The organism is Cupriavidus sp. CP313, assembly GCF_054072015.1.
Window position 1 is genome coordinate 26,885 of sequence record NZ_JBSVZB010000023.1, and the last position, 21,779, is coordinate 48,663.

Below are 21,779 nucleotides of genomic sequence, written 5' to 3' on the forward strand. Positions count from 1 at the left end.
TGCCGCTTGCAAGACCAACGCCGCGATCTCCCTGCAGGGATTGCTCCATCCACTAAGCTTGACGCACGCACATGCGCAGGAGCCTCGCCATGAAGGAATCTGTCCGGCCCGAGCATGCCGATGACACCCGTACCGCCCTGTCTGGTGCCAGCCTGCGCCGGGCCTTCCTCGACCACGTCTTCCATACCCAGGGCAAGCTACCCGGCCACGCCAGCCAGAATGACCTCTACCAGGCCGCGGCGCATACCGTGCGCGACCGCCTGGTGCAGCGCTGGATCAGCACCGCCGAAGCCTACCTGGGCCAGCCCTCGCGCACCGTCGCCTACCTGTCGGCCGAATTCCTGATGGGCCCGCACCTGGGCAACAACCTGATCAACCTGGGCATCTTCGACGAGGTGCGCGAGGCCATGGCCGCTGCCGGGCTGGATCTCGACCGCATCCTGGAGCAAGAGGTCGAGCCGGGGCTGGGAAATGGCGGCCTGGGCCGGCTGGCGGCCTGCTTCATGGATTCGCTGGCGACGCTGGAAATCCCCGCACTCGGCTATGGCATCCGCTACGAGTACGGCATCTTCCAGCAGACCATCATCGACGGCATGCAGGTGGAATCCACCGACACCTGGCTGCGCAACGGCAACCCCTGGGAGATCCAGCGCTCAGAGTGGGCCGTGCAGGTGCGCTTGGGCGGCCACACCGAGCACTACACCGACGACCGCGGCCACTACCGCGTACGCTGGGTGCCGGCCAAGACCGTGGTGGGTGTGCCGTTCGACTCGCCGATCCTGGGCTACCGCGTCAATACCGTGAACACCCTGCGGCTGTGGCGCGCAGACGCCACCGAGGCCTTCGACTTCCATACCTTCAACCGCGGCGACTACCTGGGCGCGGTCAGCAAGAAGGTCACTTCCGAGAACCTGACCAAGGTCCTCTACCCCAATGACGAGACCAGCCAGGGCAAGGAGCTGCGGCTGGAGCAGCAGTACTTCTTCGTCGCCTGCTCGCTGCAAGACATGCTGCGGCTGCTCGCCGTCGACGGCATCCCGGTGACGCGCTTCCACGAGAAGTTCGCGGTGCAACTGAACGACACCCACCCGGCCGTGGGCATTGCCGAGTTGATGCGGCTGCTTGTCGACGACCATGACCTGCCCTGGAACGAGGCCTGGCACATCACGCAGAATGCCTTTGCCTACACCAACCACACGCTGCTGCCCGAGGCGCTGGAGCAGTGGCCGCTGCCGCTGTTTGCCCGTGTGCTGCCGCGCCATCTCGAGATCATCCTGGAGATCAACGCGCGCTTGCTGGACGAGGTGCGGATCCGCTTCTACGGCGACGAATCGCGCCTGGCGCGGCTGTCGCTGATCAATGAGCACGGCGAACGGCAGGTGCGCATGGCCAACCTGGCGTGCGTGGGCAGCCACGCCATCAACGGCGTAGCCGAGCTGCACTCGCGGCTGATGCGCGAGGACGTGCTCAAGGATTTCTACGAGATGTGGCCGGAGAAATTCACCAGCATCACCAACGGCGTGACGCCGCGGCGCTGGCTGGCGCTGTCCAATCCGCGCCTGACGCGGCTGGTGTCGGAGGCGATCGGCGACGGCTGGATCTCCGACCTGGCGCAGATCCGCGCGCTCGAGCCGTATGCCGAGGACGCGGGCTTCCGCGAACAATGGCATGCCGCACGGCACCAGAACAAGGTGGCGCTGGCCGAGCTGGTCCGCGACACCACCGGCGTGGTGGTGGACCCTTCCTCCATGTTCGACGTGATGGTCAAGCGCATCCACGAATACAAGCGCCAGCACCTGGCGGTGCTGCATGTGATCGCGCTGTACCACCGCATCAAGTCCGACCCCGGCACCGAGATCCAGCCGCGCACCTTCCTGTTCGGCGGCAAGGCGGCACCGGGCTACGCCTATGCCAAGCTGATGATCCGCTTCATCACCTCGGTGGCCGACGTGGTCAACCGCGACCCACAGGTGCGCGACCGGCTCAAGGTAGTGTTCCTGCCCAACTTCAACGTCACCTACGGGCAGCGCATCTACCCGGCAGCCGACCTGGCCGAGCAGATCTCGCTGGCGGGCAAGGAAGCGTCCGGCACCGGCAACATGAAGTTCGCGATGAATGGCGCGCTCAATATCGGCACCATGGACGGCGCCAATATCGAGCTGCGCGAAGCCGTGGGCAACGACAACTTCTTCCCGTTCGGCCTGACCGCGCCGGAGGTCTATGCGCTGCGTGCAAGCGGCTACGACCCTGCCGCCTACTACCACAGCAAGCCGCAGCTGCGCGCGGTGATCGACCTGGTCCAGCAAGGCTTCTTCTCGCGCGGCGACCCGGCGCTGTTCCGTCCGCTGTTTGACCCGCAGCAGATGCACGACCCCTACCTGCTGATGGCCGACTTCGGCTCATACATCGAGTGCCAGGAGAAAGTCTCCCAGGCCTTTGCCGAGCCGGCGCGCTGGCAACGCATGTCGGTGCTGTCGTGCGCGCGCTCCGGGCACTTTTCATCGGACCGGGCGATCCGGGAGTATTGCGAGCGCATCTGGCACATCGAGCCGGTGCCGGTGCGGCTGCTGCACCGCGCCAGCGGTGCGCCCTGGCAGGGTGAATCTCCGGCGCACGCCCCGCGCGCCGCCTAAGGCGGCACTGCGGGCGTGGGCTAGCGCACGTCCGCACTGCCCGGGTAGTTTCTACAATGGCCCATGTAACAAAGCCCGCGCTGGCCGTTGCCCCCGCCAGCATGCGGCCTCGCAAAGCGTTGTACTGCGGGCATGGAGTTCGCATTGGACCAGGACCGGCCATCTGGCCGCACTTCCCACGGCTGTCCCAAAGCCAGGAGCCGCATTTGCAAGCCAACCCGTTTCTTCTCGCCCCCGGCGCCCGCTCCGCCATGCCCAGCCTGGCCCCGCACGACTGCTTTGCAGCGCCCGCTGCCGCCGGGCAGCCAGGCCTACCCGGCAACGACGAACCTGCGCACGACTACCTGTTCGGGCCGGCCTGGCTGCCAGATGGCCGCGTGCGGTTCCGGTTGTGGGCTCCGGACGCAGCCGAGCAAGGCCAGGCGGTACGGCTGGAGATCGCCGGGCTCGGTCCGGTGCGCATGGCGGCCGGCGCCAACGGCTGGTTCGAGGCCATCGTTGCGTGCTGCAAAGGGGCACGCTACTGGTTCCGGCTTGACGACGGCACCACCGTGCCCGACCCGGCCTCGCGCGGGCAGGCCGACGATGTGCACGGGCCCAGCATCGTGCCCGCTCCCGACGCCGCTGGCGCCTTTGCGTGGGCGTGCCCCGACTGGCGCGGGCGCCCGTGGCATGAAGCCATCATCTATGAGATGCACGTGGGCCTGTGCGGTGGCTTTGCCGGCGCGGCTCGGCAGCTGCCGCGGCTGGCGGCGCTGGGCTTCACCGCGGTCGAGCTGATGCCGCTGGCGGAGTTCCCCGGCGCGCGCAACTGGGGCTATGACGGCGTGCTGCCATTCGCGCCGGAGTCCGCCTACGGCACGCCGGACGAACTGCGCGCGCTGGTGGACCGCGCCCACCAGCTCGGCATGATGGTGCTGCTGGACGTGGTCTACAATCACTTCGGGCCGGAGGGCAACTACCTGCACCGCTACGCCAGCGCGTTCTTCCGCGCCGACCGGCAGACGCCGTGGGGGCCGGCCATCGATTTCCGCCAGCCGCAGGTGCGGCGTTTCTTCACCGAGAACGCGCGCTACTGGCTGGAGCAGTTCCGCTTCGACGGCCTGCGCCTGGACGCCGTGCACGCGATCGAGGACGAAGGCTGGCTGGCGGCGCTGCCCGGCGAGCTGCGCACCATGCTGGGCGAAGGCGACGGCGCCAGCCGCCATCTCCACCTGGTGCTGGAGAACGACAACAACGATGCCGCACTGCTGGCCACGGGCTACGACGCACAGTGGAACGATGACGCCCACCATGCCCTGCACGTGCTGCTGACCGGCGAGGGCGACGGCTACTACTGCGACTACACCCGCTGTGCCGATGAGGGCGAGGATGCGGCTGCGGCTGCGGCGGCGCAGCGCAGCGAGCCCGCGCTGCGCCACCTTGCCCGCGTGCTGGGCGAAGGCTTTGCCTACCAGGGCGAGCTGTCGGCACACCGCTCTGCCGCCGCGCCGGGCATGTCGTCAACCGCGGACAGCGTGCGCCGCGGCCAGCCCAGCGCGCACCTGCCGCCCACGGCCTTCGTCTGCTTCCTGCAGAACCACGACCAGACCGGCAACCGCGCACTGGGCGACCGGCTGGCCGGCCTGGCGGACCGCAATGCGCTGCGCGCAGCGGTGGCGCTGCAGCTGCTGTGCCCGCAGGTGCCGCTGGTGTTCATGGGCGAGGAAACCGGCACGCAGCGGCCCTTCCTCTACTTCACCAGCCACCCGCCCGAACTGGCACAGGCCGTGCGCGACGGCCGGCGCCGCGAGTTTGCCGCAACCGCGGCATTCCGCGACGATGCGCGCGCCGCGGCCATCCCCGATCCCAACGACCCGGCCACCTTCGAGGCGTCGCGCCCCGAGCTGGAGGACGACGGCGACTGGACACCGTACTACCACGAACTGCTCTCGGTGCGCCGCCGTGAACTGCTGGACCGGCTGGCCGGCTGCCAGTCGGCCGGCGTCGATATCCTGGGCCCGGCCGCGCTGTGCGCACGCTGGCGGCTGATGGACGGCATGGAGCTGAGCCTGTGGCTGAACCTGGGCAGCGAAGCCGTGCCATGCACGCGCCCGTGCCGCGACATGAGCACGGCGCTGCATGAAAGCCTGCCCGGCGCCGCAGCCGAGCTGTCCGCCGGCATGCTGCCGCCGCTGGCCTGCGTCGCCACCATGTGCGAGCCCGCCGCGGCGCGCGCCAGATAATGCCCGCCGGCTTGCCGGAATCCCTGCCAGGCAGCCATGGCGATGGCGGCGACCATGACCTGCCCCGCGCCACCGCCCGGCTGCAGCTGCATCCGGGCTTCACCTTTGCCGATGCCGCCGCCGTGGTCGACTACTACGCCGCGCTCGGCGTCAGCCACCTGTACCTGTCGCCAGTGTGCAGCGCGCGCCCGGGCTCCAGCCATGGCTACGACGTCACCGACTTCACCCGCGTGCGCGACGAGCTGGGCGGCGAGCCCGGCCTGAAAGCGCTGGCCGGGCGCGCCCGCGCCGCCGGCCTCGGCCTGGTGCTGGACATCGTGCCCAACCATATGGCGGCGGACGCCACCCACAACCACTGGTGGCGCGACGTGCTGACCCACGGACGCGCCAGCCGCTGCGCCGGCAGCTTCGACATCGACTGGACCCCGCGCGACCCCGCCCTGCATGGCAAGGTGCTGCTGCCGATGCTGGGTCAGTCCTACTGGGACACGCTGGTGGCGGGCGAGCTGCAATGGGTGCCTGCAAGCGCAGGGGATGCCGCCCACCTGCGCTATTTCGAGCACTCACTGCCGCTGGCGCCGGGCAGCGTGGATGCCGCGGCCGCAACACAGCCCGGCTGGTACGACCCCACGCAGGCCGAAGGCCGCACCCGGCTGCACGCACTGCTGGAGCGCCAGCACTACCGGCTGGCCTGGTGGCGCACCGCCGCCGCGGCACTGAACTGGCGGCGCTTTTTCGAGATCAGCGATCTCGTCGGCGTGCGCGAGGAAGACCCGCAGGTATTCGACGCCGTCCACGCGCTGGTCTTCCGCCTGCTGCGCGAAGGCTGGATCGACGGCGTGCGTGTCGATCATGTCGACGGCCTGGCCGATCCTGCTGGCTACTGCCGCCGGCTGCGCGCCGAACTGGACCGGCACGCAGCCGCGCGCCCGCCGTTGCTGCGGCTGGCGCACCCGTGGCTGGTGGTCGAAAAGATCCTGGGTCCGCGCGAACGGCTGGCGCCGGACTGGCAGGTCGATGGCACCACGGGCTACGACTTCATGGACGATGTGGCCGCCGTGCTGCACGACGGCAACGGCGAGGCGCCGCTGGGCGCGCTGTGGGCATCGGCCAGCGGCGATGCACGCCCGTATGCCGCCCATGTCGCGGCGGCGCGGCGCCAGGTGCTGGAGCGGCACCTGGTGACCGAGTACGAAGGCGCGGCCGCCTGCCTGCACGACTGCGCGAAGCAAGAGCCCGGCACGCGCGACCTGACACGTGCGGCACTGCGGCGTGCGCTGGCCGCGCTGATGGCGGCGGTGCCCGTCTACCGCAGCTACTTTGACGCGCAACCCGGCGAGCGCGACGCCTCGGCCGCACAGGCCGACGATGCCATGCTGGACCAAGCCATGCAGGCGGCGCGCGCCGGCCTGGCCCCGGACGAGGCCGTGGCACTGGCCTTTATCGGCGGCTGCCTGCGCACGCCAGCCCCACCCGACAGCGAAACCGGCGTGCTGCGCCGCCGCCTGCAGCAACTGATGCCGGCCCTGGCAGCCAAGGCCGGCGAAGACACGGCGTTCTACCGCTACGGGCGGCTGCTGTCGCGCAACGAGGTGGGCAGCGACCCCGGCACGCTGGCGCTGCCGCCGGCGCAGTTCCACGCGCGCATGGCGGCGCGGCGCCTGGCCTGTCCTAATGCCATGCTGGCCACTGCGACCCACGACCACAAGCGCGGCGAGGACACACGCATGCGCCTGGCCGTGCTGAGCGAGATGCCCGACGCCTGGGCCGATGCCGTGGCGGCATGGGAACGCGCCTGTGCACAGCTGCTGTCGACCCTGCCGCAAGCCCCGGACCCCGGCGACCGCCTGATGCTGTACCAGACTCTGGTCGGCGCGTGGCCGATGGAGGACATCGACAAGCCTGCCGGCAGCAACACCGTCGACGCCCTCCTGGAGCGCGTGTCCGCGTGGCAGCTCAAGGCCATCCGCGAAGCCAAGCGCCACGGCAACTGGACCTGCCCCGACGCAGCCTACGAAGCCGCGTGTGAGGCCTTCCTGCGCGCCATCGCGGCGGGCTGGCCGTTGGGTGTGCTGGCGCATATCGGCCAGTTTGCGCAGCACATTGCCGTGGCCGGCGCCGTCAACAGCCTGGCACAGGTGCTGGTGCAGCTGACCGCACCAGGCATCCCCGACCGCTACCAGGGATGCGAAGGCTGGGACCTGAGCCTGGTGGACCCGGACAACCGGCGCCCGCCCGATTTTGCGCAACTGCGCGCGCGCCTGGGCTGCAGCGCTGGCTGGGCCCACTGGCTGGCGCACTGGCGCGACGGGCGCATCAAGCAGCAGCTGATACGCCAGGTGCTGGCAGTACGCCGCGCCCATCCCCGGCTCTTTGCCGACGGGCAGTACAGCATGCTGGCGGCGCAGGGCGCGCTGGTGCCGCAGGTGCTGGCCTTTGCCCGCACCGCGGATGCGCACCAGGCCATCACGGTGGTGACGCGGCTGGCGGCCACGCGGGTCGACCCGACCATGCCGCGCATTCCGCCCGCGGGCTGGGGCGACACCACCCTGGACGTGGGCGCGCCGCAGCCCAGCCGCTGGACCGATGCGCTGACCGGCCATGTGCTGGACGCACCCATGGGCCGGCTGCGCCTGCGCGAGGTGCTGGGCGGCTTGCCGGTGGCGCTGCTGTTGCGCCAGCCGTAAGCGGCCCCGGGCAACGCGAACGGTTGCGGACTCAGGACTTCTGCGCTGCCGTGTGCAACACGATCGGCGTCAGCGGGCCGTGCGGATGGCGCGGCGTGCCGTGCGGCACGGCCTGGCCATGCTGCGGCGGCTGCGCACCGTCGTCCTGCGGCTCGCGCCTTGCCTGGCCGGGCGAAGCGCCGCGTTCCTGCGGCAGGTAGGGCCGGATCACGACGGCCACGTAATCGTCCTCCTTGGGCGTGACGACGATATACGCCAGGCCCGACATCACCAGGCCCACCTCACCCAGCTCGGTCGCGATGCGCGCCACGATAAAGCGCTGCAGCAGCAGCGGGTTGACGCTGTCGTCAATCGCAAGCGCGGCCGTGCAGATGGTCAGGAAGCAGCGCTCGACCTCGCGGCACACCACCACCACCTCATCGATGGCGTAGCCCGAGCGGCTGGCGCGCACCAGCACCGATACCCCCGAGCTGGGCGCGGCACGGTGCCAGCCCGGCTTGACCTTGAAGGTGGGCAAGGCCAGGCCGGAGCCGGTGTCCTGGGCCACGGTATTGAAGCGCTGGGCGAAGTCCGTGGGCGTCATCGCAAGCAGCTGGCGCTCCACCGGCGCCGAAGACACCGAGACGGACGAGGCCAGGACGACGGTGGACAGGATGCTGGCTAGGTTCATGACTACCTCGCAACGGATGAGCCGCTCCCCCCGGCTGCGCTGTCGGGCCCTGCGACACGCGGCGCACAAGGTGCCGCCGCGGCATGGGGCCGGCGTTGCGGGCTGTGCTCGCCGGCACTTGCCGCTCGCCAGTTTTTGCCAGCATTTCCTTCACTATAGACACGACGGCACGCAATCACACGACAGCGCGCAAGCATCGCGCCGGTCATGCGGCAGCGGCCTGCCGGCACGCGCACGGGTTGCCAGGAGGCGGCACATGCAGTTTCTGCCGCGGCTGTAAAAACTACGCCGTGCGTGCCGCGCCAGCAGCGGCGCGCCTGCGCTGCAAGCTGCACAGGACCCAGCCAGGCACCGGCGCCGGGAACGGAGCTTGCAGGTCAAAAGCAGATGCGGAGCAGGAATCGCCCTGCCCGCTGCCAAGTACAGGAGGATCGTCATGACACCACGCTCCCGCATCGCCCGCCTGGCAAACGCGCGCACGCTGGACCCCGCCAGGATCCGCGTATCCACCACTGACGGCGTGGTCAAGCCGGAAGGCACCGTGCGCGACGATAATCAGCGTACGATGGCAATGGAACTGGCTCGTTCGGTGCGCGGCGTGAGTGCCCTATCCGACGAGCTGCGCGCCGGTACCGACTGACCGGCAGCGCCATGCCAACCTCCGTGGAGACGCCATGAGCACCCATCGCCAGCCCGACCATGACATCACGCGGCGCCGCAGCGAGCGCCCCGATCCGCACAAGGGCGGCCCCGACACCGAGCATGAACGCGGCAAGCCCGGACGCGACCGCCGCCACGATGTCGAGCACGAGCATGACATCCCGGACGAGAACGGCGAGCCGCCTTCAGTCAGGCGTCGCGGCGGCAAGCCCGAAGAAAGCGAATCGCCGGTGGAGAACTACTGAATCCGCCGGGCCAACCGAACAGGAGGCACGATGAGCAAGACCGTACGTACCCACCGTACCGGCCCACGCCACGGTGACCGCGTGGGCGGCACAGCACCCGCGCCGCGCGAAGGCGCGCAGGCCTCCGCCGGCCGCCGTTCGCGCGAGAACACTGCATCCGGCGCCGCGCGCGCCGATGCGGGCCATATCCCGAGCACGCTCGACCCCGATCTCGAACAGGAAACCGACGATATCGAGGAAGAAGTCGAGCAGCGCGGGAATGAGGCCCACATAGTGCAGGACGAGGAAAGCCCTGAGGAAGAGATCGCCGATGAAGTGGTGCATGCCGCCGAAGACCTGCCGGCCGAAGTGCCGGTCGACAAGGCCGACCACACCGATGAGCGCGAGGAACGCCCACCCCGCGCACCGCGTTAGATAGCGTCCGGCAAGGACGTATCAGTGCGGCAAGACGAACGGCGGCCCCGGTGCGCCCGGGACCCCCGTCTTAATTCGGTCAGGACGTTTATCGAAGCCACCTCTATGTCGTACTGAGGTCTCCACCGTCATACCGCGGCGCTGCGGGCACTTCAAAACGCGCCAGCAGCGGCAGGTGGTCGGAGGCCACGCGCGCCAGCGGCGAACGGTGGCTGGCCACGGACACCAGGTGCGCGCGCGGCGACACCCAGATGCGATCGAGCGCAAACACCGGCCAGCGCGACGGGAAGGTGGCGGTGTGCGGCGTATGCTCGAAATACGCATGCAGCCAGCGCAACGGCCGGCCCCACAGGAACCATTCATTGACGTCACCGAGCAGGATGGTCGGCAACGGCGGCGTGGCGGCCACATAGTTGAGCAACTGCTGCACCTGGCGCCGGCGCTCACCGGGGCGCAGGCCCAGGTGGGTGGCAATCACGCGCAGCGCGCTCTCCCGGCCCGACGCCGTGCACGCCAGCGTGACATCGATGGCACCGCGCGGCTCGCAGCCCTTCACCGTCAGGTCGATCTGGTTCACCGCTTGCGGCGCAAAGCGCGCCAGCAGCGCATTGCCATAGTCGGCATTGCCGCGCACGCGCGTAAAACCCGAGACCACGTGCATGCCGGTATGGCCGGCCAGGTATTCCAGGGTATGGTCGTTGCTGCTGCCGGATTCCACCTCCTGCAGCGCGACGATATCGGCGTCCAGTTCCTCCAGCACCGCTGCGATGCGGTCAGGCCGATAGCGGCGGTCCGTGCCCACGGCGCGGTGGATGTTGTAGCTGACCACCGTCATGCTGGCGATGCCAGCCGCGTCCGCCGGCCGCGCGCAGTGCAGCGCTGCCCGCGCGCCGGCGACCGCAAGCGTGTCGCCGGGGTCACGCGCCTGGGCAGGATTTACAAGAGACGGTAAGTCCGGTTGCATTCGCATGGCCGGCAGCGCTAGCCGCTAGGCTCAGGAGCCATCGAGGAACGGGTTCGGCTTGCCAATGCGGCGGCCCAGGTCGGGGCTTTCCCAACGTGCGCCGCCCATGTACGGATCCGGGGCGCGCTGCATGGTCGTGCCAGGCACGCCAGGCTGCGCCGGCATGGTCGAAGGCTGGGCCTCTGGCGCGGGCGCCAGGTCGGTCCGGGTGGGAGCGTTGGCGCCCTGGGTGTACGGGTCGAACTTGTCAGTGCTGCGCGCGCCTTGCGAATACGGGTCATAGGAGCCGCGCGGCGTGCCCGGCGCCTGCGCCATGGCGGGGATTGCGGCAGCGGCCAGGGCCACGGCTGCAAGGAGTCGGCTGGGGCGGATATGCTTCATGGTTACCTCCGTTTGCACGCGATGTGCGCGCCAGTAACCATGATCAAGCGAAAGGCGTGCCCGTACGCCCTTCGCTGCGCCAATCCCTTACGCGATGCCCACTTTGCCTGCTTCGGCATTGCCCCGCGCCAGCACCGGCACCAGCGCCGCGCCGGTATGGCTGGCCGCGTTGCGCGACAAGGCCTCCGGATCGGCCGCGCCGACAATGGTGCCGCCGCCCGCACCGCCTTCGGGCCCAAGGTCGATGATCCAGTCGGCCTCGGCAATCACGTCGAGGTCATGCTCGATCACCACCACGCTGTGCCCGCCGTCCGTGAGCCGGTGCAGCACGCGGATCAGGCGCGCCACGTCGGCCATATGCAGGCCCACGGTGGGCTCGTCCAGCACGTACAGCGTATGCGGCGCCTTCTGGCCGCGGCGCGTGATGTCATCGCGCACCTTGCTCAGTTCAGTCACCAGCTTGATGCGCTGCGCCTCGCCGCCGGACAGCGTTGGCGACGGCTGGCCCAGCGTCAGGTAGCCCAGGCCCACGTCCTTCATCAGCTGCAGCGGATGCGCGATGTTCGACATGGCCGAGAAGAACTCCACCGCCTCGTCGATCTCCATCGTCAGCACGTCGCCGATATTCTTGCCGCGCCAGGTGACCGCCAGGGTCTCGGGGTTGAAGCGCTGGCCGTGGCAGACATCGCACAGCACCTTCACGTCCGGCAGGAAGCTCATGCCGATAGTGCGCACGCCCTGCCCTTCGCAAGCCGGGCAGCGCCCGTCGCCGGTGTTGAACGAGAAACGCGACGCCGTGTAGCCGCGTGCGCGCGCTTCCAGCGTATCGGCAAAGAGGCGGCGAATGGTGTCCCACACGCCGATATAGGTGGCCGGGCACGAGCGCGGCGTCTTGCCGATCGGGGTCTGGTCCACTTCCAGCACGCGGTCGATCGATTCCCAGCCGGTGACGGCGTCGCAGCCATGCCAGTTGTGCTCGACATTGAGCGGCTTCCTGGCGGTTGACTTCGCTGCCTTGGCCTCATCCTTCGCAGCGTTGCGCGCGCGCCGGGTCGCCGGCGACGACAGCACGGAGCGGCCCACCGCATCGAGCAGGTTGGTCATCAGCACATCGCGCGCCAGCGTGGACTTGCCCGATCCGGACACGCCGGTGATCGCCACCAGCCGCGACAGCGGAATGCGCGCCGTCACCTTGCGCAGGTTATGCAGCGATGCGCCATGCACGGTCAGCCATTCCGGCGGATCGGCGGGCTTGCCGGCGGCGCCGGGCTTCACCTTGCGCCTTGCCTGCAGCGGATGGATGATCGGGTGCGCCAGGAACTGCCCGGTGGTGGAGTCCGGCGCCGCGGACAGGTCGGCCACACCGCCCTGTGCCACCAGCGTGCCGCCGCGTTTGCCCGCACCGGGGCCGATATCGATGATGTGGTCGGCACGGCGGATGGTGTCTTCATCATGCTCGACCACCACCAGCGTATTGCCCTTGTCGCCCAGCTTGCGCAGCGCATCCAGCAGGATCTGGTTGTCGCGCGGATGCAGGCCGATGGTAGGCTCGTCCAGCACGTAGCAGACGCCCTGCAGATTGCTGCCCAGCTGCGCGGCCAGACGGATGCGCTGGGCCTCGCCGCCAGACAGGCTTGGCGCGGCACGGTCCAGGCTCAGGTAGCCCAGCCCCACTTCCTCCAGGAACTGCAGGCGGCTGCCGATCTCGCTGATGACATCGCGGGCGATCTCGGCATCGCGCCCCGTGAGGTGCAGGCCATCGACCCAGCGGCGGGTATCGGACACGGTCCACTGCGCCACGTCGACGATGGCATTCTCGTGGAAGGTCACCGCGCGCGCGACCAGGTTCAGACGCGTGCCGTGGCAGTCCGGGCACGGCGTATCGACCACGCCTTCGGGCTCCTGCTCTTCGGACGGCAGGCTCTGCTCGCGGCCGCGGTTGTCTTCCGCCAGCACGGTATCGTCGAACGCCGCGCGCTGCTCGCGCGTCAGTGCCAGCCCGGTGCCCACGCAGGTGGTGCACCAGCCGTGCTTGCTGTTGTACGAGAACATGCGCGGATCCAGCTCAGGATAGCTGGTGCCGCACACCGGGCAGGCGCGCTTGGTCGAGAACACCTTGACCTCGCCCACGTGCGCGGTGCCGCCGTTGTGCATGGCGTCGTGCAGGCCGTCCAGCGGCGCCAGCAGGTGCATCACGCCCTTGCCGGCCTCCAGCGTCTGCGCCAGCAGCGCGCGCAGCTCGGCCTCGTTCTCCGGCGAGACCACCAGGTCGCCTACCGGCAGCTCGATGGTGTGCTCGCGGAAGCGGTCCAGCCGCGGCCACGGGTCGACCGGCAGGAATTCGCCATCGACACGCAGGTGCGTATTGCCGCGCGCCTTGGCCCATTTGGCCAGGTCGGTATAGACGCCCTTGCGGTTGACCACCAGTGGCGCCAGCAGCCCCACGTGCTGGCCGCGATGGTCGCGCAGCAGCTGGGCGGCGATGGACTCCGGACTCTGCGAGGTCACCGGTGCACCGTCATGCACGCAATGCTGGACACCCAGCTTGACGTACAGCAGGCGCAGGAAGTGCCAGACTTCGGAAGTGGTCGCCACCGTGCTCTTGCGGCCGCCGCGCGACAGGCGCTGCTCGATCGCCACCGTGGGCGGGATGCCGTAGACCGCATCCACCTCGGGCCGGCCCGCCGGCTGCACGATGGAGCGGGCGTAGGCATTGAGCGACTCCAGATAGCGGCGCTGGCCTTCGTGGAACAGGATGTCGAAGGCCAGCGTCGACTTGCCCGATCCGGACACACCGGTGACCACGTTGAACTTGCCGTGCGGGATATCGACGTTGAGCGCCTTCAGGTTGTGCTCATGCGCATTGACGATGCGCACCACGTCCTCGCCCTCCACCTCGCGGCGGGCGCGCCGTGCCTGCAGCGCGGCCTGCAGTGGCACGCCTTCGATCTCGGCGCGCTCGGCGGCCAGCGTGCCGGCTTCGCCCAGCGCCGCGTCATAGTGGATCAGCGCCTTGCCGGTATGCGATTCAACGCAGCGCTTCACGTCTTCCGGGGTGCCGGTGCAGACCACGCGCCCGCCGGTGTCGCCGCCCTCGGGGCCAAGGTCGATCAGCCAGTCCGCGGCGCGGATCACGTCCAGGTTGTGCTCGATCACGATCAGCGAATGGCCGCCGTCCAGCAGCTTGCCGAAGGCGCCCATCAGCTTGGCGATATCGTCGAAGTGCAGGCCCGTGGTCGGCTCGTCGAACATGAAGAGCCGGCGCGGGATGGCGCTGGGCCGGGTCCGCGACGGCGTTGCCTGCGCCGCTTCGGCGAGGAAGCCGGCCAGCTTCAGGCGCTGCGCCTCGCCGCCCGACAGCGTCGGCACCGGCTGGCCCAGCTTCATGTATTCCAGGCCAACATCGACGATGGGCTGCAGCACGCGCAGCACCGCGGGGTCGGCGGCAAAGCAGGCGGCGGCTTCGCTGACGGTCAGCTCCAGCACGTCGGCAATGCTCAGCAAGCGCGGCGGCTGGCCGGCGGCGGCGCGCTCGATCTTCACTTCCAGCACTTCGGGGCGATAGCGGGTGCCGTCGCAATCCGGGCAGCGCAGGTAGACATCGCTCAGGAACTGCATCTCGACATGCTCGAAGCCCGAGCCGCCGCAGGTCGGGCAACGCCCGTCTCCCGAGTTGAAGCTGAAGGTGCCCGCGGTATAGCTGCGCTGCAGCGCTATCGGGGCCTTGGCGAAGATCTTGCGGATCTCGTCGAACGCGCCCACGTAGCTGGCCGGGTTGGAGCGCGCGGTCTTGCCGATCGGCGACTGGTCGACAAAGACCACATCGCCGACCAGGTCGGCGCCGGTCAGCTTGCGGAAGGCGCCCGGCGACTCGGTGGCCTTGCCAAAGTGCCGCGCCATGGCCGGATGCAGCACGTCCTGCAACAGCGTGGACTTGCCCGAACCTGACACGCCGGTCACGCACACCAGCCGCTGCAGCGGGATCTCGACCGTGACGTCCTGCAGGTTGTGCTCGGTGGCGCCTTCCAGCACGATGCGCGGCAGCGTGGCATCCACCGGCCGGCGCTGCCAGTGCGAGGCATCGGCCACGCGGCGGCGCCCGCCCAGGTATTCGCCGGTCAGCGTGCCGGCATTGCGGATATCCGCCGGGGTGCCGTCGAAGATGATATTGCCGCCGCGCTCGCCGGGGCCCGGGCCCATGTCGATCAGTCGGTCGGCAGCCAGCATCACGGACGGATCGTGCTCCACCACCACCAGCGTGTTGCCCGCATCGCGCAGCCGGTGCATGGCCTCGACAATGCGGTTCAGGTCGCGCGGGTGCAGGCCGATGCTGGGCTCATCCAGCACGAACAAGGTGTTGACCAGCGAGGTGCCCAGCGCCGTGGTCAGGTTGATGCGCTGCACCTCGCCGCCGGACAGCGTGCGGCTCTGGCGGTCCAGCGTCAGGTAGCCCAAACCCACGTCGCACAGGTATTTCAGGCGCGTGCGCACCTCGGCCAGCAGCAGCTTGAGGGCATCGTCCAGCATCGCGCTGGGCAGGGTCAGTCCGTCGAAGAAACGGCGGATGCGCTCGATCGGCAGCAGCATCAGGTCATGCACGGTCAGGCCGGGCAGCGCCTCAAGCTGGGTGCGGTCCCAGTCCACCCCGCGCGGCAGGAAGCGGCGCGGCGGCGCCAGCACGGCATCGGCATTGTCCTTCGAGCCCAGGCGCCACAGCAGCGACTCGGTCTTCAGGCGTGCGCCGCCGCAGGTTTCGCACGGCGTGTAGCTGCGGTACTTCGACAGCAGCACGCGGATGTGCATCTTGTAGGCCTTCGACTCCAGGTAGTTGAAGAACCGCATCACGCCGTACCAGTGCTTGTTCCACTGGCCGGTCCAGTCCGGCGAGCCATGGATGACCCAGTGGCGCTCGGCCTCGGTCATCTCCGCCCAGGGGGTGTCGCGCGGGATGCCGGCCTTGGCCGCGTAGCGCATCAGGTCGTCCTGGCACTCCTTCCACGCCGGGGTCTGCATCGGCTTGATCGCACCGCCGCGCAGCGTCTTGCGCGCGTCGGGGATCACCAGGCCAAGATCGACGCCGATCACGCGGCCGAAGCCGCGGCAGGTCTCGCACGCGCCGTAGGCGGAGTTGAACGAGAACAGCGCCGGCTGCGGGTCGGCATAGCGCAGGTCGCTGTCCGGGCTGTGCAGGCCGGTGGAAAAGCGCCATACGGGGCCTTCGTCGCCGTCAGCCAGCACATAGATGTTGACGCGGCCGCCGCCGCGCTTGAGCGAAGCTTCGATCGCCTCCACCACGCGCACCTTCTCGGCATTGCCGATGCGGAAGCGGTCCGCCACCACATCGAGCAGCTTGCGTGCGCCGGTGGGCGACTGGACCACGCGCTGCGCCTGCACGCGCGTATAGCCGCTGACGGACAACCATTGCTGGACCTCTTCATCCGTTGCGGACTCGGGCAGCTCGACCGGGAAGGTCACCACGAGCCGCGCATCGTGATGCGGCTGGCCCTCGGCCGTGCGCGCCAGCAGCTCGGCGTAGATGGTTTCGGGCGAGTCATGGCGCACCGGCAGCGCGGTCTGCTTGTCGAACAGCTCCGCCGCGCGCGCGTAGAGCAGCTTCAGGTGGTCGTTCAGCTCCGTCATCGTGCCCACCGTCGAACGCGAGCTGCGCACCGGGTTGGTCTGGTCGATGGCGATGGCGGGCGGCACCCCGTCCACGCGATCCACCTGGGGCCGGTCCATCCGGTCCAGGAACTGGCGGGCGTAGGCGCTGAAGGTCTCGACGTAGCGGCGCTGGCCTTCGGCATAGAGCGTGTCGAACACCAGGCTGGACTTGCCCGAGCCGGACGGCCCGGTCACCACGGTCATCTCGCCGGGTCGCAGGTCGAGATCGACATTCTTGAGGTTGTGCTGGCGGGCGCCGCGAATGCGGATTAGCTGCTTGCTCGACACGATTTCTCTTTTCGAATCAGGACGTTAAGGAGGGGACGGGGGGCGGCCCGACCACTGTACATCCATACAGTCTATCAGGTTGGAAAAGAATTGGTATCGATCACGTCGCTCGGAATCAGACCAGTGACGGTGCGGCGCGAGAGGCGAACGGCTTTCATGGACGTTCGCGCCAGGCCCAATGCCTGACTTTCGCTGTGTTGCTATTTATCGATTACCGATATACGATATGATCCAGTCATTCAGATGTTCCGACACCGCTGAGCTGTTCGCGGGTCGTTGTGTACCACGCTTCGGCAATATCCGCGCCGTGGCCGAACGCAAGCTGCGGCTGCTGCAGAGAGCGTCGACGCTGGAGTTCCTGCGCTCCCCGCCGGGCAATCGCCTGCAGCTGCTGACGGGCGACCGCAAAGGCCGCTACAGCATCCGCATCAACGAACAGTGGCGAATCTGCTTCATCTGGACCCACGACGGCCCCGCGGCCGTTGAGATCATCGACTATCACTGAGGAAGACAGACATGGTTCGCTTCAAAGACGGCATGCGTCCCATCCACCCGGGCGAAATCCTGCGCGAAGATTTCCTGGTACCGCTCAATATGAGCGCCAACGCCCTGGCCCTCGCGCTGCGCGTGACCGCGGCGCGCATCAACGACATCGTCCGCGAGCAACGTGGCATCACGCCGGACACCGCCCTGCGCCTGGCGCGCTATTTTGGCGGCGATGCGCAGTCGTGGATGAACCTGCAGCTGGACTATGACCTGAAGGTCGCGCAGCGCGACCACGGCGAGCGGATCATGGCGGAAGTGGCGCCGCGCAATGCGGCGGCGGCCGGTCAACCGGCTGCGGAAAAGTAGAGAACGGTGTTGCCGGGGCGACGCTGCCCACGCCACCCCGGGCCATCACCCTATCGCATCAGCGTTTCCGCCAGCGCCCGGAAAGCGCGGAACGTGATCGGATTGTTGGCCGCGTTGCCGGCCACGGGGTGCGACGCGTATCGCACGATGGTCAGCTCGGCCTTGGGGTCGATATAGATGCGCTGGCCATGGATGCCGGCGGCCTGGAACATGCCGTGGCTATCGTGCGAGACCCACCACATGTCGCGATAGCTCCAGCCTGGCAGCACCGGCGCACTGGCCGACCTGGCAAACTGGTCCCGGTCGCCGCCGCCGCGGATATCCGCGACGACCGAGGCCGGAATGATCTGCTTGCCGTTGAAGCGCCCGTTGCCGCGGATGGTCTCGCCAAAGCGCGCGAGGTCGCGCAGCGTGGTGTTCAGCCCGCCGCCGCCCGACTCTGTGCCGATGCTGTCCACGGTGAAGTACGCATCCTGCTCCGCGCCCATCGGTTGCCAGATCCGTTCCGAGAGCAGCTTGGCCAGCGACTGGCCCGAGGCCCTGCGCACGATCCACGCCAGCACCTCGGCATTGACCGTCTTGTAGGCAAACACAGCATTGTGGTCGCCGTCCTTCTGCAGGGTCTTCAGGAAGTCATAGAAGCTCCCCGGGCCGCTGTAGCCCGCCGGGCGGGCCAGCATGCCACCCGCACGCGCGTAGTCCCACACCTCTGCCTTGGGATTGGCATAGTCCTCGGAGTAGCGCACGCCGATGGTCATGTCCATGACCTGCCGCACCGTGGCGTCACCATAGGCCGTGCCAGCCAGTTCGGGCAGGTAGCGCGTCACCGGTGCTGCCGGGTCGAGCTTGCCGTCGGCCGCAAGCATCGCGGCCAGCGTGCCGACGAATGACTTCGTGACCGACATCGCGATATGGGGCGTGTGCCCGTCGAGCGCGCCGAAATAGCGCTCATAGATGACCTTGCCCTTGTGCATCACCAGGATGCCGTCGGTGTAGGTCAGCGCCAGCATCTCGTCGAAGGTCCGGCGGGTGCCGTCCGCGTCGGTGAACGGCACCGAGCCGATATCCCGTTCCGCACGCGGCAGCGCGCTGGCCGGGCCGGCGCCGCGCCAGACGGACGCGGTCGGCACCAGTTCACGGATATGCGAGAACAGCCAGCGATTGCGCGGGAACTTGTCCGCGCCCGGCGTATGCGTGATCAGCCTGTCCGGCGGCGGGGGGAAGCCCTGCATCCAGCCCAGGCGGTTCGGATCGCTGTCCAGCGCGGCGACCAGGGTCGGCGCCGCGGCTGCCGGGGCGGCCGCACTCCCGGCGGTGCTGCCGGCGCTCTGGCTCCAGGCCGGCAGGCTGGCCGCGCACAGCACCATGCATGCCAGGCGGCGCCAGGGGCGCGAGGATTCCGGATAGGTCTTCAACGACATGCTGTCTCCTTGTTTTGTTTTGATTGAGGGATTGCCGCCCGCGGGCTAGCCCGCCTGCGCATCCGCGCTCTGCTGGTGCTCGATCAAGGCCGCGGTCAGCTTGTCGATGCAGCGGTCCAGCGTCTGCACTTCCGCTTCCGTCAGCACAGAGAGGAACATCTTCTCCAGCACGTCGCCGCGCTGGTACGTCTGCGCGACCAGTGCTTCCCCCGCCGCTGTCAGGTAAAGGTTCAGCTGCCTGGCGTCGGCCTCGCCGACTTCACGGCGCAGCAGGCCCCGCTTTGCCAGCGCGGTGACCAGCTTGGAAGTCACCGTTTTCTCCAGCAGCACCAGTTCGATCAGGCGCGTCAGCGTCAGGCCCGGCTCCAGCCCGGCAAAACGCAGCACGCGCAACTCCCGCAGGCCGATGCCGAACTCGCGCTCGTAAAAGCCGGTGGCGGAACTCTTGGTCATTTCGCAGAGGCGGTTCAGGCGGAATGACATGAATTCCAGGATGGAATCGGTGGTGCTGGCAGTGTTGGACATGGGAACGGGTGGTCAGGCGGCCAATAGATTCTATGAGCAATAGTTTCCATGAGCAACTAACTAAGGGTAAGTACGGTTCCACGCGCGATCGCCGGGCAAAAGAAAAGGCCCGCCCCAGGATTCCTGGCAGCGGGCCGGTCCAGGCAGCGCGGCGGCTTCAGCGCTCAACCGCGATCAGTCAAGCAGATGCCCCATGCGCGTGCGCTTGGTGGCCAGGTACTTCTCGTTCTCGGCGTTGGACGGCACGATGTGGCGCAGTTGCTCGGTGACGGTGATGCCGGCCTTCTCGAGCGCGGCGGCCTTGAGCGGATTGTTGCTCATCAGGCGCACGGACTTGACACCCCACTGGTGCAGCAGGTCGGCGGCAAAGGCGTAGTTGCGCGCGTCGATCTCCTGGCCCAGGGCCAGGTTGGCGTCGACCGTGTCGAGCCCGCCGTCTTGCAGGCGGTAGGCGCGGATCTTCTCGGCCAGGCCAATGCCGCGGCCTTCATGCCCGCGCAGGTACAGCAGGATGCCGCGGCCTTCGGCGGCGATCTTTTCCATCGCGAGCTCGAGCTGCGGGCCGCAGTCGCACCGGCAGGAACCGAAGACGTCGCCGGTCAGGCATTCGGAATGCATGCGGATCAGGACGTCATCGCCCGTCACATCGCCCACGCTGAGGGCCAGGTGTTCGATGCCTGAATCGGCGCCCTTGAAGGCGTGCGCCGTAAAGTCGCCGAATCGCGTCGGCAGGCGCGCCGAGTCGATCAGCTCAATTTCTGTGTCATTCATACCGGAATTCGTGGTCAAAAGGCGGGGGCGCGGCCCGGCACCGCCGACATTATGAGCGGAATTGCGCCTTCGCGCTCGGATTCCCCGCCGTGGCGGGGCGGGACAGCCGTCGGTGAAGTCCTACACCAGTACGCGCGATCCACTTATGCAGCCGCTTCAAGCGGGTCGGTAGACTCGGTTTACAGGACATCGCCGGAGCCGTTCCAGGCATCCGAAGCGCATTGCGCATCACCTGACGACGGCCCTCGGCCCCAGCAGGAGCAGGCCATGACCGGTAATCCCTTGAACCCTGAGCAAGCCAGTACCAGGATCGCAGCACTGTTCGACACCAAATCGGCAGCCAGCGACGCCGCCGAACGGGTCTGCCATGAGGCCCACCTCAGGCGCGGGCAGGTGCGGCTGGTGCATCCATACGAGGCACACTTCGGCCGCAAGCTGGAGCCCGAGAACGATGCCATCGCGCGCACCGCGGTGCGCTCGCACCTGATGATGAGTGCGCTGGGCGCGGTGATCGGGCTGGCCATTGTCGGCATCCTGCACCGGCAGGAGGTCGAGGCCGTCATGGACAGCCCGGGCCTCGCCACCGGGGCGGCCCTCTTCCTGGGCGTGGTGTTCGGCATGCTGCTGGCGGGGCTGATGACCGCACGGCCGGACCACCAACTGGTGATTACACCGGTGCGTGAGGCCGTGCAGCATGGCCGCTGGGCGCTACTGGTACACCCGACCACGCCGCAGCAATGCAACGAGGCCCTGCGCGCGCTGCGCCACACCACCGCCGAGGTGCTCAGAACAGCCTGATCAACCTGATCAGGGCTCGACCGAAGTCTCGCGCTTGAGCGTGCGCAGCACAAAGGTCGAGCGGCTGTGGCGCAGGCCAGGCAGCTTGTAGAGCTTGTGCCGCAGGAACTCCTCATAGCCCAGGGTCCCCGCCACGGCGACCTTGATCAGGTAGTCATATTCGCCCGTCAGCAAGTGGGCCTCCATCACCTCAGGCAATTCCGCCAGGGCCTTGCCGAAGCGGTAGAGCATGTCGTCGTCATGCCGCTCCAGCGTGACCTCGATCAGCACGGTATCGGGCAAGCCCAGCGCCTTCTGGTTCAGCAGCGCGGCGTAGCCTTCGATCACCCCGCTTTCTTCCAGCGCGCGCACGCGGTTCCAGCAGGGCGTGGCCGACAGGCCGACTTGCTCGGCCAGCCGCGCATTGGACAGGCGGCCATCGCGCCGCAGTTCACGCAGGATGCGCCGGTCGGTGTCGTCGAGTTTGGGCGGCTGTGCCATCGCAATAGCTCACAAAAAAAGAAACATCCATCGATTCTGCCATAGATGGATGTTTATCCTCCAATACAAGCCATACCGGAGAAAATAGAGAAGCCAATTTTGCG

General features: G+C 68.3%; 17 protein-coding genes. 9 read left to right on the top strand and 8 right to left on the bottom strand.

Going from position 1 to position 21,779, the window contains the following annotated elements; all coding sequences use genetic code 11:
- Positions 1–89 precede the first annotated feature (89 nt).
- From ACW4E8_RS27020 to treY, 3 genes are all read left to right on the top strand, one after another.
- Complete coding sequence (locus ACW4E8_RS27020; RefSeq protein ID WP_456807316.1) at positions 90–2,633, top strand: glycogen/starch/alpha-glucan phosphorylase; 2,544 nt, start codon at positions 90–92, stop codon at positions 2,631–2,633.
- Between the two features lie 206 nt (positions 2,634–2,839).
- A complete protein-coding gene (gene treZ / locus ACW4E8_RS27025; RefSeq protein WP_456807317.1) occupies positions 2,840–4,858 on the top strand; it encodes a malto-oligosyltrehalose trehalohydrolase in 2,019 nt (672 codons plus the stop codon).
- The gene (gene treY / locus ACW4E8_RS27030) at positions 4,858–7,545 is read left to right on the top strand and encodes a malto-oligosyltrehalose synthase (protein WP_456807318.1); all 2,688 of its coding nucleotides are present in this window, start codon (positions 4,858–4,860) and stop codon (positions 7,543–7,545) included. Before treZ ends, treY begins: the two co-directional genes overlap by 1 nt.
- Before the next feature lie 31 nt (positions 7,546–7,576).
- Here treY and ACW4E8_RS27035 read toward each other — a convergent pair whose 3' ends face one another.
- Positions 7,577–8,215 carry a malto-oligosyltrehalose synthase gene (locus tag ACW4E8_RS27035; protein WP_456807319.1) on the bottom strand — a complete coding sequence of 213 codons (639 nt, stop codon included), beginning with the start codon at positions 8,213–8,215 and terminating at the stop codon, positions 7,577–7,579.
- 436 nt (positions 8,216–8,651) lie between these two features.
- Between ACW4E8_RS27035 and ACW4E8_RS27040 the strand changes: the two genes are divergently transcribed.
- The 3 genes from ACW4E8_RS27040 to ACW4E8_RS27050 are packed head-to-tail and all read left to right on the top strand — an operon-like array spanning position 8,652 to position 9,534.
- A complete protein-coding gene (locus ACW4E8_RS27040) occupies positions 8,652–8,855 on the top strand; it encodes a BON domain-containing protein (protein WP_456807320.1) in 204 nt (67 codons plus the stop codon).
- 34 nt (positions 8,856–8,889) lie between these two features.
- The gene (locus ACW4E8_RS27045; protein ID WP_456807321.1) at positions 8,890–9,120 is read left to right on the top strand and encodes a hypothetical protein; all 231 of its coding nucleotides are present in this window, start codon (positions 8,890–8,892) and stop codon (positions 9,118–9,120) included.
- 30 nt (positions 9,121–9,150) lie between these two features.
- The gene (locus tag ACW4E8_RS27050) at positions 9,151–9,534 is read left to right on the top strand and encodes a hypothetical protein (protein WP_456807322.1); all 384 of its coding nucleotides are present in this window, start codon (positions 9,151–9,153) and stop codon (positions 9,532–9,534) included.
- Between the two features lie 103 nt (positions 9,535–9,637).
- Here the strand turns inward: ACW4E8_RS27050 and ACW4E8_RS27055 are convergent, their stop codons facing one another.
- The 3 genes from ACW4E8_RS27055 to uvrA all read right to left on the bottom strand — a co-directional run bounded on the left by ACW4E8_RS27055 (position 9,638) and on the right by uvrA (position 16,828).
- Positions 9,638–10,504: an endonuclease/exonuclease/phosphatase family protein gene (locus tag ACW4E8_RS27055; RefSeq protein ID WP_456807323.1), complete on the bottom strand. Its 867-nt coding sequence runs from the start codon at positions 10,502–10,504 to the stop codon at positions 9,638–9,640.
- 24 nt (positions 10,505–10,528) lie between these two features.
- On the bottom strand, positions 10,529–10,879 hold the full coding sequence (locus tag ACW4E8_RS27060) for an endonuclease (RefSeq protein ID WP_456807324.1): 351 nt from the start codon (positions 10,877–10,879) through the stop codon (positions 10,529–10,531).
- Positions 10,880–10,966: 87 nt separating this feature from the next.
- Positions 10,967–16,828, bottom strand: coding sequence for an excinuclease ABC subunit UvrA (gene uvrA, locus ACW4E8_RS27065; protein ID WP_456807325.1), 5,862 nt, complete (start codon positions 16,826–16,828; stop codon positions 10,967–10,969).
- A 226-nt stretch (positions 16,829–17,054) separates the two neighbouring features.
- Between uvrA and ACW4E8_RS27070 the strand changes: the two genes are divergently transcribed.
- Entirely contained in the window at positions 17,055–17,333 is a 279-nt protein-coding gene (locus tag ACW4E8_RS27070) for a type II toxin-antitoxin system RelE/ParE family toxin (protein WP_035815279.1), read from the top strand.
- Positions 17,334–17,344: 11 nt separating this feature from the next.
- Positions 17,345–17,680: a HigA family addiction module antitoxin gene (locus ACW4E8_RS27075; protein WP_340525767.1), complete on the top strand. Its 336-nt coding sequence runs from the start codon at positions 17,345–17,347 to the stop codon at positions 17,678–17,680.
- A 50-nt stretch (positions 17,681–17,730) separates the two neighbouring features.
- Here the strand turns inward: ACW4E8_RS27075 and ACW4E8_RS27080 are convergent, their stop codons facing one another.
- From ACW4E8_RS27080 to ribA, 3 genes are all read right to left on the bottom strand, one after another.
- On the bottom strand, positions 17,731–19,101 hold the full coding sequence (locus ACW4E8_RS27080) for a serine hydrolase domain-containing protein (protein WP_456807326.1): 1,371 nt from the start codon (positions 19,099–19,101) through the stop codon (positions 17,731–17,733).
- A gap of 45 nt (positions 19,102–19,146) precedes the next feature.
- On the bottom strand, positions 19,147–19,626 hold the full coding sequence (locus ACW4E8_RS27085) for a MarR family winged helix-turn-helix transcriptional regulator (RefSeq protein WP_456807327.1): 480 nt from the start codon (positions 19,624–19,626) through the stop codon (positions 19,147–19,149).
- Positions 19,627–19,800: 174 nt separating this feature from the next.
- Entirely contained in the window at positions 19,801–20,397 is a 597-nt protein-coding gene (ribA, locus tag ACW4E8_RS27090) for a GTP cyclohydrolase II (RefSeq protein WP_114133061.1), read from the bottom strand.
- 267 nt (positions 20,398–20,664) lie between these two features.
- On the opposite strand from ribA, the gene ACW4E8_RS27095 reads away from it, so the two are divergent.
- Entirely contained in the window at positions 20,665–21,195 is a 531-nt protein-coding gene (locus ACW4E8_RS27095; RefSeq protein WP_456807328.1) for a riboflavin biosynthesis protein RibA, read from the top strand.
- A 9-nt stretch (positions 21,196–21,204) separates the two neighbouring features.
- Here ACW4E8_RS27095 and ACW4E8_RS27100 read toward each other — a convergent pair whose 3' ends face one another.
- On the bottom strand, positions 21,205–21,675 hold the full coding sequence (locus tag ACW4E8_RS27100; protein ID WP_456807329.1) for an Lrp/AsnC family transcriptional regulator: 471 nt from the start codon (positions 21,673–21,675) through the stop codon (positions 21,205–21,207).
- Positions 21,676–21,779: the final 104 nt, after the last annotated feature.

Coding starts and splice junctions, on each gene's coding strand:
- ACW4E8_RS27045 (WP_456807321.1), top strand. CDS start 8,890: ATGAGCACCCATCGCCAGCCCGACCATGACATCACGCGGCGCCGCAGC.
- ACW4E8_RS27060 (WP_456807324.1), bottom strand. CDS start 10,879: ATGAAGCATATCCGCCCCAGCCGACTCCTTGCAGCCGTGGCCCTGGCC.
- ACW4E8_RS27050 (WP_456807322.1), top strand. CDS start 9,151: ATGAGCAAGACCGTACGTACCCACCGTACCGGCCCACGCCACGGTGAC.
- ACW4E8_RS27095 (WP_456807328.1), top strand. CDS start 20,665: ATGACCGGTAATCCCTTGAACCCTGAGCAAGCCAGTACCAGGATCGCA.
- treY (WP_456807318.1), top strand. CDS start 4,858: ATGCCCGCCGGCTTGCCGGAATCCCTGCCAGGCAGCCATGGCGATGGC.
- ACW4E8_RS27040 (WP_456807320.1), top strand. CDS start 8,652: ATGACACCACGCTCCCGCATCGCCCGCCTGGCAAACGCGCGCACGCTG.
- ACW4E8_RS27085 (WP_456807327.1), bottom strand. CDS start 19,626: ATGTCCAACACTGCCAGCACCACCGATTCCATCCTGGAATTCATGTCA.
- ACW4E8_RS27075 (WP_340525767.1), top strand. CDS start 17,345: ATGGTTCGCTTCAAAGACGGCATGCGTCCCATCCACCCGGGCGAAATC.
- ACW4E8_RS27080 (WP_456807326.1), bottom strand. CDS start 19,101: ATGTCGTTGAAGACCTATCCGGAATCCTCGCGCCCCTGGCGCCGCCTG.
- ACW4E8_RS27035 (WP_456807319.1), bottom strand. CDS start 8,215: ATGAACCTAGCCAGCATCCTGTCCACCGTCGTCCTGGCCTCGTCCGTC.
- ACW4E8_RS27100 (WP_456807329.1), bottom strand. CDS start 21,675: ATGGCACAGCCGCCCAAACTCGACGACACCGACCGGCGCATCCTGCGT.
- ACW4E8_RS27020 (WP_456807316.1), top strand. CDS start 90: ATGAAGGAATCTGTCCGGCCCGAGCATGCCGATGACACCCGTACCGCC.
- ACW4E8_RS27070 (WP_035815279.1), top strand. CDS start 17,055: ATGATCCAGTCATTCAGATGTTCCGACACCGCTGAGCTGTTCGCGGGT.
- ribA (WP_114133061.1), bottom strand. CDS start 20,397: ATGAATGACACAGAAATTGAGCTGATCGACTCGGCGCGCCTGCCGACG.
- ACW4E8_RS27055 (WP_456807323.1), bottom strand. CDS start 10,504: ATGCGAATGCAACCGGACTTACCGTCTCTTGTAAATCCTGCCCAGGCG.